This is a genomic window from Roseovarius litoreus, from assembly GCF_900142765.1.
GTDB classification, from domain to species: domain Bacteria; phylum Pseudomonadota; class Alphaproteobacteria; order Rhodobacterales; family Rhodobacteraceae; genus Roseovarius; species Roseovarius litoreus.
In genome coordinates, this window is the sequence record NZ_FRCB01000002.1 from 445,816 (window position 1) to 459,969 (window position 14,154).

The following is a 14,154-nucleotide window of genomic DNA, read 5'->3' on the forward strand; positions in this document are numbered from 1 at the left end:
TTCCTTCTGGATCGATGGGCCTATTCGGCCGGGGTGCTTTGGCTGGCGGATTTCGGTGCGCCGCGCGGTGCGAACAGAGCCTTCAGGCGTGGCTCGATATGCTGGCTCCAGATGCCGGCCAGCCCATTCGGAAACAGCATGACGACGGCGATGAACAGTCCTCCAAGACCCAGAAGCCACAGCTCGGGAAAGCTTTCCGAGAACGAGGTTTTGGCCCAGTTGACCAGCAACGCGCCGTAGACCGCTCCGAGGATCGAAAGACGCCCCCCGACCGCGCAGAAGATCACCATTTCGATCGAGGGCACGATCCCCACCAGCGTGGGCGACATGAAGCCCACCTGCAGCGTGAACATTGCGCCGCCAATCCCTGCGAAGGCCGCGCCAAGGCAGAAGATGAAGATCTTGAAGCCGGCCACGTCATAGCCCGAGAACCGCACGCGATCTTCCTGGTCGCGCATTGCGATCAGCAGCCGGCCCAGCTTGGACTTGCGCACGAATTGCGCGATGAACAGAACCACGAAGAGCAGCGCGCCATTGACGAAATAGAGCACCTCCTTGGCCTCGTCGGTGCGGATGTCCCAGCCCAACAGCGTGCGCAGGTCTGTGATGCCGTTGACGCCCCCGGTATAGCCCTGCTGCCCGATGATGAGGATGGTCAGGATCGCCGCGAAAGCCTGTGTGATGATCGCGAAATACACGCCCCCAACGCGCCGCTTGAACATGGCGACCCCGATGATGAAGGCAAAAAAGACCGGCACCGCGACCACCGCGAAAAGCGAAAAGGCGAGGCTATGGAAGGGTTGCCACCAGATCGGCAACTCGGTCAGCTGGTTCCAGTCCATGAAATCCGGGATGCCCGGGGTGGACTGGATCGAGGTGTTCTCTGGCGTCGATGCCTCGAGCTTGAGGAACATTGCCATGCAATATCCGCCAAGCCCGAAGAAAACGCCCTGTCCGAGGCTCAGGATGCCGCCTGCGCCCCAGCACAGCACAAGGCCGACCGCGACGAAGGCATAGGTGAGATATTTGCCGAAGAGGTTGAGGCGGAAGCTGTCCAGCGCCATCGGCAGGGCAATGAAGATGATCAGCGCGAGAATGGCGAAACCGATCAGTTCCGAACGCGACAGGAAGGTGGATTTCATGACCGTGTCTCCTTACTTGCGCAGCTTGAGGGTAAAGAGACCCTGCGGGCGGATCATCAGGATGCCGACGACCGTCAGAAGGGTGAGAACCTTGGCCATCGAGCCGGAGAGGAAGAACTCCATGATCGACTGGGCCTGGCTGATGGAAAACGCACTGGCGATGGTGCCCAGAAGGCTGCCGGCGCCGCCGAAGACCACCACAAGGAAGGTGTCGACGATGTAAAGCTGGCCCGCGGTCGGACCGGTCGAGCCGATCATCGTGAAGGCTGACCCGGCCACTCCCGCCACACCGCAGCCGATCCCGAAGGTCAGCCTGTCGGTCCAGGCGGTGTTGATGCCCACGGCATCGGCCATGACCCGGTTCTGGTTGATCGCGCGCACCTGCTTGCCCCATTTGGAGCGATACATCATGATCCAGACGCCAAAGCTGATGGTGACGGCGAGGATCATCACGAAAATACCGTTGATCGGCACTTCGATCATGTCGGTCAGCGGAAGCGAGCCCATCATCCAGTCAGGGATCGACACGCCCACCTCGCGCGCGCCGAAGACGCTGCGATAGATCTGCTGCAGAATGAGGCTCAGTCCCCATGTTGCCAGCAACGTGTCGAGCGGCCGTTTGTAGAGATGGCGTATCAGCGCCCACTCGACAAAAAGCCCAAGCGCACCAGACGCCAGGAATGCAAATATCATCGCGACAAAGAAATACATCCCGAACAAGGCGGGCATGTAATCGGCGAAGATATTGGACATGATATAGGTGACATAGGCCCCGAGGATCATGAATTCGCCATGGGCCATGTTGATGACGCCCATCTGCCCGAAGATGATGGCAAGCCCGAGCGCCATGAGCACGAAGACGGAAAAGAGAATGAGCCCGGCGAACCCCTGCATCGCAAAAATCGCGCCCAGTTCGGACATGGAATAATCGGCAAACATGCGTGCCTCCGACGGTCGGTTGAAAGGGGAAAGATGCGCGGCCCGGACAATGGAACCCGGACCGCGCGGGGAGTAATCCCTCGTTACTGGTAGCCTTCCGGGAAGGGGTTCGGCTCAACCAGTTCGGCCGTCTCGAAGACCACCTCGTACTGACCGTCCGCCTGTGCGCGGCCAACCCGGGTCTTGGACCACAGGTGGTGGTTTTCATGCACCTTCACATAGCCTTCGGGCGCCGTGGTCAGTTCGATCCCCGGGCTTGCGGCCCGCACCTTGTCGACATCGAAGCTGCCGGCGGCCTCGACGGCGGCTTTCCACAGCCACGGACCCAGATAGGCGGCCTGCGTCACATCGCCGATCACCATGTCGTCGCCCCACATCTCCTTGAATGCCTTGACGAATTCGATGTTGTTGGGGTTGTCGAGCGACTGGAAGTATTTCATGCAGGCATAGGCGCCTTCGATATTTTCGCCGCCGATGCCGCGGATCTCGTCCTCGGTCACCGAGATCGTCAGCAGCAGGGGGGCTTCTTCGGTCAGGTCGATACCGGCCGCCTTGAGCTGCTTGTAGAAGGCCACGTTCGAGCCGCCCACAACGATCGCATAGATCACGTCCGGCTTGCGCAGGCGGATCTTGTTGATGACCGAGTTGAACTGCGTATGGCCGAGCGGGTAATATTCCTCGCCGACGACTTCACAGCCGTCCATGAAGTTCTCGATATGCTTGCGGGCGATCTTGTTCGATGTGCGCGGCCAGATGTAATCGGACCCCAGCAGGTAGAACGACTTCGCGCCCTTGGTCTGGTTGACCCAGTCGAGCCCGGCGATGATCTGCTGGGTTGCTTCTTGGCCTGTGTAGATGACGTTGGGGCTTTGCTCGAGACCCTCGTAGAAGGTCGGGTAATAAAGGAACCCGTTATGCTGTTCGAACACCGGCAGTACAGCTTTGCGGCTGGCCGAAGTCCAGCAGCCCATGACCGAGGCAACCTTGTCGTTGACCAGAAGTTTGCGGGCCTTTTCCGCGAAAGTCGGCCAATCGGAGGCGCCGTCTTCCTGGATGTACTCGATCTTGCGGCCAAGGATGCCGCCCTGGGCGTTGATCTGCTCGATCGCCAGTTTCTCGGCCTGAACCGATCCGGTTTCCGAGATCGCCATCGTGCCTGTGACAGAGTGAAGAATGCCGATCGTCACGGTGTCGTCGGTCACCGCAAGGCCGGTGGTGTTCACCGCGGATGTGGGAAAATCAGAGGCTTTCAGGCCTTTGGGCATGAACAGCGAGGCAGTCAGCGCCGTACCGCCGGCCAGGACCGCACGGCGCGACACGCCATTGGATTTGGGGGTGGAATTCTCTTCAGACATGGTGGCTCCTTTTCGGGTGATAAATTTTTGGGCGATTGCCGTGGTGCCCGCTTGTGAAAAGGATGTCGTGAAATGCTGCAGTGCAGTATACGTCGAATGACGTATTCCAGTGCGCGTTTCGAGCAGTATCCTCAATGTCGCGAACACAAGCGGTAACAACCAACTGACCCATCGGGCATCAGTGTAGGCTCGCCGCACATAACCCAGGGCGGCGGAAGGCTCCGAGGATGGTCACGGCACTGAAGGCCACGCGCGAAAAGCGCACCTATAATCGTTGGGTGGCCAATGAGACGATGGAGGATTTCGCCCTGCGCTTTACCGCGCGGCGGGCCCGTCGCTGGAGCTATGCAAGGGTCGCCAATACGGCGATCGGCTCGATCTCGTTTCTGGCACTCGAGGCGATTGGCGCGACCATCACGGTCACTTACGGGTTCGACATCGGCATCGCTGCGATCATGCTTGTGGGGGCGATCCTTTTTCTGACCAGCTTGCCGATCTCCTATTATGCGGCCCGGCATGGTCTGGATATCGACCTGCTGACCCGGGGGGCTGGCTTTGGATATCTGGGATCGACGATCACATCGCTGATCTACGCCTCGTTCACCTTCATCTTTTTCGCGCTCGAGGCGGCGATCCTGGCGCTGGCGCTGGAATTCTGTCTCGGGATACCGCTTTTCCTTGGGTATGTGGGCAGTTCGCTGATCGTGATTCCTCTGGTCATCCACGGGTTTTCCAAGATCTCCACCTTCCAGACATGGACCCAGCCCCTATGGGTCCTGCTGCATATCCTGCCCTTCGTTCTGCTGGCTCTGGTCGGCTATGATATCGACGGCTGGACCAGCTTCGCGGGGGCCTCGGACGTGCCCGACAGCTCACGGCTTTTGATGTTGGGGGCGGCGTCGGGGGTGATCTTCTCGCTGATCGCGCAAATCGGCGAGCAGGTCGATTTCCTGCGCTTTCTGCCGGAACCGCGCAGCCCGCAGGAACGGCGCAAGTGGTGGCTGGCCCTGATCGCGGCAGGGCCGGGCTGGTCGGTTCTCGGCGTCGTCAAGATGGTGGCAGGCTCATATCTGGTGACGCTTGCCTTGCGCGATTCCGTCCCTGTTGATGAAGCGACGGATCCGACGCGCATGTATTACGTCGCTTTCGATCAAGTCCTCGATTCGCCCGGTGTCATCCTCGCGCTGACCGGCGTGTTCGTGATCCTGTCGCAGCTCAAGATCAACGTGACTAACGCCTATGCCGGGTCGATCGCATGGTCGAACTTTTTCTCGCGACTGACCCAAAGCCATCCGGGGCGCGTGGTCTGGCTGGTGTTCAACGTCGCCATTGCGCTGATGCTCATGGAGTTGGGGGTGTTTCGCGGTCTGGAACATATCCTGTCGCTCTATTCCCATGTCGCCGTGGCGTGGATCGGGGCGCTGGTGGCCGATCTGGTGGTCAACAAACCCCTTGGGCTCAGCCCCAAGGGAATCGAGTTTCGCAGATCGCATCTTTACGATGTGAACCCGGTCGGCATCGGGTCGATGATCTGCGCCTGTATCCTGTCGCTGGTGGCGTTCTCGGGTGTGTTGGGCGCCGGGGCTCAGGCGTTTTCGTCCTTCATCGCGCTTGGCACCGCTTTCGTGCTCGCGCCGGTGATCACCTTTGCTACGGGCGGGAAATATTACCTTGCCCGCGTTGACGACGAACCGCGTCCCAAGGGCCTGCAGCAGTGCCGGGTCTGCGAATACCGGTTCGATGCCGAAGACATGAGCGACTGTCCCTTTCATCAAGGGGCGATCTGTTCGCTGTGCTGTACGCTGGATACGGCCTGCCATGACCATTGCAAGCCCCATGCCCGGCTGGACAATTCCGTGCGCGACGTGCTCGACCGCAGATTTTCCCCGCAGGTGGCCAAGGCGCTCATGTCGCGCATGTCGCGGTTCCTGATCTGGACGTTGGTTCTGTCTGGCGCGTTCGGTGCTTTGCTGGTGGCCATCCGCTCGGTTTCGGGCGCGCAGAACTTCGATGCGATCCTGACGATCATCTTCGGGACGGTCCTGATCGGGATCGGGATTTTCGTCTGGATGTTCATTCTGATCGGAGAAAGCCAGCAAAACGCCCGCGCCGAAGCCAAACGCCAGACGGATCGACTGCTCAAGGAAATCCGCGCCCATGATCGCACCGACCGCGCCCTGCAAGAGGCCAAGGAAAAAGCCGAGGCCGCCAATCTTGCCAAGACACGCTACATGACCGGCCTCAGCCATGAATTGCGCACGCCGCTCAACGCGATCTACGGCTTTGCGCAATTGCTGGAGAAAGATCCGGGCCTTGCGCCCTGGCGTCCGTCGATCACCAGCATCCGACGTTCGAGCGAGCATCTCGCCGGTCTGATCGAGGGGCTTCTGGACATCTCCCGGATCGAGGCAGGGCGGCTCGACCTTACCCGTGACCGGGTTAATCTGCGCATGTTCGTCAAGCAGGTGGCGTCGATTTTTCAGGAAGAGGCGCGCAAGAAAGGCATCGACTTCAGGGTGACGACCCATGGCTTTCTGCCCACATTGGTGGGAACCGATGAAAAGCGGTTGCGCCAGATCATCATCAATCTTTTGTCCAACGCGATCCGCTATACCGATAGCGGTGTCGTGAGCTTCGATCTGACCTATCGCAACGAAGTGGCGATCATCACGGTCGCCGATACCGGGATCGGCATATCTCCCGATAACATGACCCGCATCTGGCGCCCCTTCGAGCGCGCAGGCCAGACCAGCGGCCCGGGATCGGGGCTGGGACTGACGATCACGAAACTGCTGGTCGAAATTCTGGGCGGCGATATCGACGTCACCAGCGCGCCGGGGCAGGGCAGCACCTTTCGGGTGCGCATGATGCTGCCGTCGATCTTGCCAAGCGTGTTCGATGGCAACGACGTGGCCGCCGATGCCCCCTCGCTTCCGGTGATCGGATATGAGGGGCAGCGCAAGACCGTTCTCGTGGTGGATGACGATCTCGATCATCTGGCGCTCGCCGAAAGCTATCTGAGCCGGCTAGGGTTTTTCGTGATCGCGGCCTCCGGTCCCAAGATCGCGCAGGCTCTTTTGAAAGAGACGGCGCCCGATGTGTTCTTGCTGGACATCGACATGCCCGATCAGGATGGCTGGTCTCTGGCACGGGAGTTACGCGACGGCCCGCACCGCAACATTCCGATCGTGATGGTGTCGGGCCACGCCAATGACGAGGGGCGCGGCAGTTTCGATACGGGATTGCACGACGCCTTCATCGCCAAGCCGTACAATCTCGACGATCTGCTGCTTCAGATCGCCGAGTTGCTGAAAATCAAGTTGATCCTGGAAGATCAGGATTCCGACACCGAACAAACCTTCAAACCCCTGTCCCTGTCGGATCGGGAGACGCTGATCTCCCATGCTCTGATCGGTCATGCCAGTGCCTTGCGCAGCAAGCTGGCGGAATTGAAGCTGACCCGATCAGCCCCGCCCGAGCTATTGCAAGTGCTGCAGGACCGTATCGACGTCTTCGATCTGGAGGGGATCGTGACATATTTGGAAGAGGCGTGACATGAACCCCAGTGACTTTGAGACCCGTAGTATCGCGCTGGTGGTGGATGATAATCCGGAATCGCTCGGGATGGTCTCTGCGGCACTGGAAAGCCATGGCATGACAGTGCTTGTGGCGCGCGACGGGCGGTCGGCGATCAATCTGACGCACAGGGTGCAGCCCGATGTGATCCTGATGGATGCGATGATGCCCGAGATGGACGGGTTCGAGACCTGCCGCGCACTCAAGTTCGGCCCTAATCCGGTCCTTGCTCCGATCATCTTCATGACCGGGCTCAGCGATCAGGAACATATCGTGAAAGGGCTGCGTGCAGGGGGTGTTGATTACATCACCAAACCCGTCGAGCTGGATGAGATGATCGCGCGGCTGAGCACGCATATCGTCAATTCCAAGCTCATTCAAAGCGCGCGTGATGCGCTGGATTCCTGTGGCCGGGCCATTCTTGCCTTCGATCAGCATGGTGAGCTGGCCTGGGGCTCGCAAAAGGCGCTTGGCTATTTTTCATCTATCGCGGGCGATATCCCCCTGACCGAGCTCAAGGGATGGATCGCGGGCTGCGTCGAAAATCCCCTGTCCGCCATCGCGCCATACGCGCATGGGGCGACGACCTTTCATTTCGTGGGCGTTTCGATCGCCCGCGATTATCTGGTCAAGATCACCCTGCTCGAGGGCGCCAGCAACGAAGAGAAGCTGCGCGCCGCCTTCGATCTGACAGCGCGTGAAGCCGAAGTGTTGTTCTGGTTGACCCTTGGCAAGACCAATCGCGACATCAGCGCAATCCTCGATCTGAGTGCGCGAACGGTCAACAAGCATCTCGAACAGGTGTTCCAGAAGATGGGGGTCGATAACAGAACCTCCGCCGCCGTTCTGGCGGATCGTGTTCTGGCGCGCGAAGGCTAAAGCGTTCCGCCTTTGACCTGAGGCATCAGCTAAAGGCGGAACGCGTGCAACGATCGAACAAGGCACTGCATGTCGCGAAAATCTGTAGGTCAGGTTTTTCGCGACACGCTTTAAAGCCTTGCAGTGTTCTTCCGGATCAACCTGTCCGGTCCGATCATCTATACCACCTTGACCCGTCCGATCCGCGATATGCGAGGGCAGGGCGCCAAACCACGCTCTGCGCCCGCAATCCGCTCATGCAGCCCCGCGGTTCCAGTCGGTGCCGGGCACGGCGGCCAACAGGTTGCGGGTATACTCGGCCTTCGGGTTGAGAAATACCTCGGCGACCGGCCCGATTTCCACCAGCTTGCCGCGTTGCATCACCGCCACCCTGTCACAAAGCTGTGCCGCGACCCGCATGTCATGGGTGATGAACATCAGCGACAGATGCAGCCGCTTTTGCAGATCGCGCAGCAAATTCAGCACCTGCGCCTGGATCGACACATCCAGCGCCGACACCGCCTCGTCGGCGATGATCAGATCCGGGTCCATCGCCAGCGCGCGCGCGATGCCGATACGCTGCCGCTGGCCGCCGGAAAACTCATGCGGATAGCGGTCTGCGGCGCCGGCATCCAGCTCCACGATCTCCAGCAATTCGCGGGCGCGCGCATGGGCCTTGTCGCGCGAAACACCTTGCACGATCGGCCCTTCGCAAAGCGCATGCAGGATCGTCTTGCGCGGATTGAGCGAGGCATAAGGGTCCTGAAAGATCATCTGCACCCGCCTGCGCGCGCGGCGCAGCTCATCGGCGCTCAGGGCCGTCATGTTCTGCCCATCCAGCAGGATTTCGCCTGAATCCGCCTCGACCAGCCGTACGATGGCACGGCCCACGGTGGATTTTCCCGACCCGGATTCGCCCACGATCCCCAATACCTCGCCGCGCGCGATGCTGAACGACACATCGTCGATCGCCGTCACGCTGCGCTTGGGCCGAAAGAGCCCGCCCGAGGTGACAAAGGTCTTGCGCAGATTGCGCACCTCCAGAACCGCCGGCCCCGAGACCGGCTCGGGGCTGGGAACGTGATCTGACGGGATCGCCTCCAGCAGCGCCTTGGTATAAGCGTGCTGCGGCGTTTTCAGAACCTCGGCGACCGGTCCCTGTTCCACGATCTCGCCATACCGCATCACGATCACACGGTCGGCGATTTCCGCCACCACGCCGAAATCATGGGTGATGAACATCACCGACATGCCGTGCCGATGCTGGATCGTCTTGATAAGCTCCAGAATCTGCGCCTGCGTGGTCACATCCAGCGCGGTGGTCGGCTCGTCCGCGATCAGGATCGCAGGGTCCAGCGCCAGCGCCATGGCGATCATCGCCCGCTGCCTTTGCCCGCCCGACAACTGGAAGGGATAGGCGCGGATGATCTTTTCAGGATCGGGAAGCCCGACCTCCTTTATCAGCGCCAGCGCCTTGTCGCGCCGCTCGGACGGGGTATGGCGGTTATGGGCCTCAAAGACCTCGGCGATCTGATCGCCGATGCGCATCAGCGGGTTGAGCGCGGTCATCGGTTCCTGAAAGATCATCCCGATCCGGTCGCCGCGCAGCTTGCGCCGCTCATGATCGGGCAGGGCAAGCATGTCGCGCCCCTCGAAATGGGCGGTGCCGCGCGCCACCTCCACCTGATCCGGCAAGAGCCCCATCAGCGCATTGGCGGTCATCGACTTGCCAGACCCGGATTCGCCCACCACACACAGGATCTCTCCGGCACTCAGATCGAAGTCGATATTCTGAACCGCAAAGCCGCGGTCCGCACCGGGCGGCAACGAAATCGCCAGATCGCAGATTTTCAGGACAGGCTCCATCTCAGCGTCCCTTTCTGGCCAGTCGCGGATTGAGCGCATCGTTCAGCCCCTCACCGATCAGGTTCAGCGCCAGCACCGTCAAGAGGATCGCCACGCCGGGAATGAAACTCAGCCACCATGCGCTGCGGATCACCGTGCGCGCGGCCCCGATCATGTAGCCCCAGCTCATGATATTGGGATCGCCCAGACCGAGAAACGACAACGAGCTTTCCAGCAATATGGCCGTGGCCACCATCAACGAGGCCATCACGATGATCGGCGACATCGCATTGGGCAGGATATGCCCGAACAGGATGCGCGTGTTCGACAGCCCAGCCAGTCTTGCGGCATCCACGAATTCGCGCTTGCGCAGCGACAGCACCTCGGCCCGCACAAGCCGGGCGACGGGGGGCCAGCTGACAATGGCGATGGCCAGAGTGATCGTGGGCAGGGTCGGCTCCATGATCGCCACCAGCACGATCGCCAGCGCGAAATTCGGGATCGTCTGGAAAAACTCGGTAAAGCGCATCGCGCCATCATCGACCAGACCGCCATAAAAGCCCGCAAACGCCCCAAGCGGCACACCGATCAGCAGCGCCACCAGCGTCGACACGAGCCCCACGATCAGCGACACCCGCGCGCCATGCACCAGCCCCGAGGCGACATCGCGCCCCAGCGTGTCGGTGCCAAGCGGAAATCCCTCCACGCTGAACGGCGGCAGGAACGGGCGTTGGACCATCTTCCAGGGGCTCTCGGGATAAAGCAGTGGCGCCAGAACCGCCAGCAGTACCACCGTGATCAGGATCACCGCTCCGATCACGGCGCCCCGGTTGCGTGAAAACCGTTTGAGGAAATCCATCATGCGTGCCTCCTCATATCCGCGGATCGATCAGCCGATAGACGATATCGGTGATGATGTTGAAGGCGATGACCATCGCCGCCGACACAAGAAACACCCCCAGAAGCGTGTTGTAATCCCGTGCCGTCAGGCTTTCGAACATCAGCCGTCCGATACCGGGCCAGGCAAAGACCGTCTCGGTCAGCACCGCGCCACCCACCAGCTGCCCCGCCTGCAGACCTGCCAGCGTGACCACCGGCAACAGCGCGTTGCGCAGGATATGGCGCCGTCGGATCACCCCTTCGCCAAGGCCCTTGGCGCGGGCGGTCTTGACGAAATCCATCTGACTCACCTCCAGCACCGAGGATCGCGTCATCCGCAGATAGACCGCCATGAAGAACAGCCCCAATGTCAGCGCCGGCAAGAACAGGTGCCGCAACCGGTCCAGCACCAGATCGAGCCCGCTCAGATCGGCGCCCACCGTCCCATAGCCGAAGGCCGGGAACCAACCGAGCTTGACGGAAAACAGGACCACCGCCATCAGCGCGACCCAGAACAGCGGCGTGGCATAAAACAGCAGCGCCATCGAGGTGATCGCCGTATCCCCCCAACGGCCCTGCCGTGCCGCCGCCGCCAGACCGAACACGATCCCCAAAAGCAGCGACATGCCGAATGCCGTGAGCGTCAGAAGCAGCGTTGCCGGCAGCCGGTCAAGGATCAGGTCCAGCACCGGCATCTGCTGACGGTAGGAATACCCCAGATCCAGCTGCACCACCCCTGAGACATAATTCCAGAACTGCACGTAAAGCGGCTGGTCCAGCCCGAACCGCTCGCGCAATTGGGCGATGAATTGCTCATCGGCCGCCCCTGCCTCGCCCGCCATGACCATCGCCGGATCGCCCGGGGCGGCATGAATGAGAAAGAAATTCAGAACGACGATCAGCAACAGCGTGACCGCCGCCTTTGCGGCACGCCCGAAAATGGCGGAGAGAAGTGTCATGTGACTGTTCTGCCCGGATATCTGGAATGGTCAGGACGCAAAGACGGCCGGCCCGGTATCTCCCGGACCGGCCGCCCTGTCGGCAAGGGGCTTACTTCTCGATCCACGCGTCGCGCAGACCGTCATTGATGCCGATCGCGGTGGTCACAAGGTCCTTGACCTCGCAGCGGTAGATCGTCGGAAACTCGATCTCCAGCAGCCACGCCACGGGCACGTCATCCACCAACGTCTGCTGGATTTCCGTATAGATCTCCTGACGTGCCTCCGGGGTGGCGGCGACGGCGGCCTCGGCGAACATGGCGTCGACCTCTTCATTGGCATAGCCCGCAACGTTGTTCCACGGGCTGCCCTTGGCGATATTCGTGGACAGATAGCTGCGCGCCACGCCAAGGGCCGGATCGCCATACTGGTAGAGATAGGTGAAGGCGATGTCGAAATCCCATTCGGCCTGTTTCTGGTTCCAGCCGGCCACATCCGTGGCCACGACCTCGGCATTGATGCCCACCTCGGACAGGTTCTGCTTCATCGCCTCGGCCCAACGCTGCCATGTCTCGCCATAGGGCAGGGGCAGGATGCGCACCGCTTCCCCGTCATACCCCATATCGGCCAGCAATTCGCGGGCCTTGTCGGGGTTGTGGTCGTACATGATCGTGTCGTCGGTATAGAAATTGGTCTTCGACGATACCGGGCTGGTGGCGACCTTGCCGAACCCGTTCCAGATCACATCCTTCACGAACTCGCGGTCCATCGCGTACATCACCGCCTTGCGGAACCGCGTATCGGCGGTCGGCCCTTCGCGGTTGTTCATCCATGCCATCGCGTGCGGCGCGAAATATTCCCAACCCTGACCGGTGGAACAGACCCCGTCCATCTGCGTGAGCCGCTGCACATCCCAGTTCTCGACCGAGCCGCCGGGCAGTACATCGACCTCGCCATTCTCGAAGGCCACGGCGCGTGCCGCGGCATCCGGGATCACCCGGTAATAGATCTCGTCCAGATAGGGCTGGCCCTCGAGGTAATAATCCTCGTTCTTGACCAGATGAATATAGCTGCCCTTTTCCCAAGCCTCGAACTTGTACGGGCCTGTACCGATCGGCGTGTTGTTCGCCGGGTTGTTGGCGTAGTCAGTGCCCTCATAGATATGCTTGGGCACCATCGGCATCGTGCCGGCCTCGAAGACGCCAATGAACGGCCCGAAGGGGTTCTTCAGCTTGAAGACCACCGTATGATCGTCCGGGGCGGTCACCGACTCCACATGCGCAAGGCTCACGCGCAGCCGCGCATGGGTTTCGCGCAGGAACTTGTCCACGGAAAACACCACATCCTCGGCGGTGAACGGCTCGCCGTCATGCCATGTGACACCCTCATGCAGCTTGAACGTATAGGTGAGCGCGTCGTCCGAAATCTCCCATGATTTCGCCAGCGACGGCTGCGGGTTCAGATCGGTGTCATAGCGCAGCAGGCTTTCATAGATGTCCCCGGCGACCAGCTGGGTGGGGCCGTTCTGCACAAGCCCCAGCATCAGGCTGGGCGGCTCAGGCTGCACGACGATGTCAAGCCGGCCGCCCGCGTCCTGCGCGGCTACTGGCATGGCAAGACCCATGCTCAGGATCGACGTGGTAAAAATCTTCTTCATCTGTTGCTCCCTGTTGAAATTCTGCGTCGGGCGCAGCCCGGCTTGCGTTTTCGGCACCGGGCTGGCCGCCCTCCGCCTTGGTCCTTGCGTCACGCGCGCCCGGCGGATTTTTCACTCTTCGGCGCGGTCCGGCGATGTTTGCCCTTGATCCCTGCAAGCGAGGGTCGCTAGGGCATTCGGCATGGGGTCAGTTCAGCTTCTGGCCTTCACGGAGTCAAGGCAAATTGTCGACAGACGACAATTTCAGGGATAGCTTGCGACCATGCCGATGGAATCTGAACCACTCTTTCCGCCTCTTGCCCGCGATGCACTCTCGCAGCGCATTGCCCGCATCCTGACCGATGCCATCGTGTCCGGGCAGCTCAAACCCGGTGACAGGGTGGCCGAATCCGTGATCGCCCGCGATCTCGGCGTCAGCCGTGCGCCGGTGCGCGAGGCGGGCCGGCTGCTGGAAAGTGCGGGGCTTCTGGTCTCCAAGGCCAATCGCGGGTTCTTCGTGCGCACCATCGATGCCGAAGACCTCGATGCGCTTTACGAGCTGCGCCTGTGCATCGAACGCGAAGCCGCCGCCCGGGTCGTGCGCGAGGGCAGGCTGGCCGACATCCTCGACCCGCTGCGCGCGCTGATCGAACAGATGGTGGCCCTGTCTGCCGAAAAAAGGCTGATGCATCAGATCGTGGTCGATCTGCAATTTCACCGGCTGATCGTGGAGACCAGCGGCAACCAACGCTTTCTGGCGGTATTCGACAAGCTGGCCTCGGAAATTCAGGCCTGCACCGCGCTGATCGAACGGGTGTTCGACGAGCCGGGGATGATCGCGCGCAATCACTACCTCATCATCGAGGCGCTCGAAACCGGCGATCCCGAACAGGCCCGTTCCGCGATGGATTACCATATCGGCGTCGCCCGCAAGGCGGTGGTCGAGCATTTCCGCAAGCTCGAGGCCGAAGGCGGCGCCTGAACCG

Annotated in this window: 10 protein-coding genes; 3 read left to right on the plus strand and 7 right to left on the minus strand. The window is 61.1% G+C overall.

Going from position 1 to position 14,154, the window contains the following annotated elements:
- Window positions 1-20: 20 nt before the first annotated feature.
- From urtC to urtA, 3 genes are all read right to left on the minus strand, one after another.
- Window positions 21-1,142, minus strand: a complete 1,122-nt coding sequence (gene urtC, locus F3H35_RS06350) for an urea ABC transporter permease subunit UrtC (RefSeq protein ID WP_149778758.1) — start codon at window positions 1,140-1,142, stop codon at window positions 21-23.
- A gap of 12 nt (window positions 1,143-1,154) precedes the next feature.
- Complete coding sequence (gene urtB / locus F3H35_RS06355; RefSeq protein ID WP_149778759.1) at window positions 1,155-2,081, minus strand: urea ABC transporter permease subunit UrtB; 927 nt, start codon at window positions 2,079-2,081, stop codon at window positions 1,155-1,157.
- 83 nt (window positions 2,082-2,164) lie between these two features.
- Complete coding sequence (gene urtA, locus F3H35_RS06360) at window positions 2,165-3,436, minus strand: urea ABC transporter substrate-binding protein (RefSeq protein ID WP_149778760.1); 1,272 nt, start codon at window positions 3,434-3,436, stop codon at window positions 2,165-2,167.
- A 227-nt stretch (window positions 3,437-3,663) separates the two neighbouring features.
- Between urtA and F3H35_RS06365 the strand changes: the two genes are divergently transcribed.
- Together F3H35_RS06365 and F3H35_RS06370 are read left to right on the plus strand one after the other, a co-directional pair.
- Window positions 3,664-6,990 carry a hybrid sensor histidine kinase/response regulator gene (locus F3H35_RS06365; RefSeq protein WP_149778761.1) on the plus strand — a complete coding sequence of 1,109 codons (3,327 nt, stop codon included), beginning with the start codon at window positions 3,664-3,666 and terminating at the stop codon, window positions 6,988-6,990.
- A gap of 1 nt (window position 6,991) precedes the next feature.
- Entirely contained in the window at window positions 6,992-7,891 is a 900-nt protein-coding gene (locus tag F3H35_RS06370) for a response regulator transcription factor (RefSeq protein ID WP_149778762.1), read from the plus strand.
- Window positions 7,892-8,125: 234 nt separating this feature from the next.
- Here F3H35_RS06370 and F3H35_RS06375 read toward each other — a convergent pair whose 3' ends face one another.
- The 4 genes from F3H35_RS06375 to F3H35_RS06390 all read right to left on the minus strand — a co-directional run bounded on the left by F3H35_RS06375 (window position 8,126) and on the right by F3H35_RS06390 (window position 13,189).
- A complete protein-coding gene (locus F3H35_RS06375) occupies window positions 8,126-9,736 on the minus strand; it encodes an ABC transporter ATP-binding protein (protein ID WP_149778763.1) in 1,611 nt (536 codons plus the stop codon).
- Between the two features lies 1 nt (window position 9,737).
- A complete protein-coding gene (locus tag F3H35_RS06380) occupies window positions 9,738-10,577 on the minus strand; it encodes an ABC transporter permease (protein ID WP_007815903.1) in 840 nt (279 codons plus the stop codon).
- A 10-nt stretch (window positions 10,578-10,587) separates the two neighbouring features.
- Window positions 10,588-11,553 carry an ABC transporter permease gene (locus F3H35_RS06385; RefSeq protein ID WP_149778764.1) on the minus strand — a complete coding sequence of 322 codons (966 nt, stop codon included), beginning with the start codon at window positions 11,551-11,553 and terminating at the stop codon, window positions 10,588-10,590.
- A 91-nt stretch (window positions 11,554-11,644) separates the two neighbouring features.
- Window positions 11,645-13,189: an ABC transporter substrate-binding protein gene (locus tag F3H35_RS06390; protein ID WP_149778765.1), complete on the minus strand. Its 1,545-nt coding sequence runs from the start codon at window positions 13,187-13,189 to the stop codon at window positions 11,645-11,647.
- A gap of 262 nt (window positions 13,190-13,451) precedes the next feature.
- On the opposite strand from F3H35_RS06390, the gene F3H35_RS06395 reads away from it, so the two are divergent.
- On the plus strand, window positions 13,452-14,150 hold the full coding sequence (locus tag F3H35_RS06395) for a GntR family transcriptional regulator (RefSeq protein ID WP_149778766.1): 699 nt from the start codon (window positions 13,452-13,454) through the stop codon (window positions 14,148-14,150).
- Window positions 14,151-14,154 lie beyond the last annotated feature (4 nt).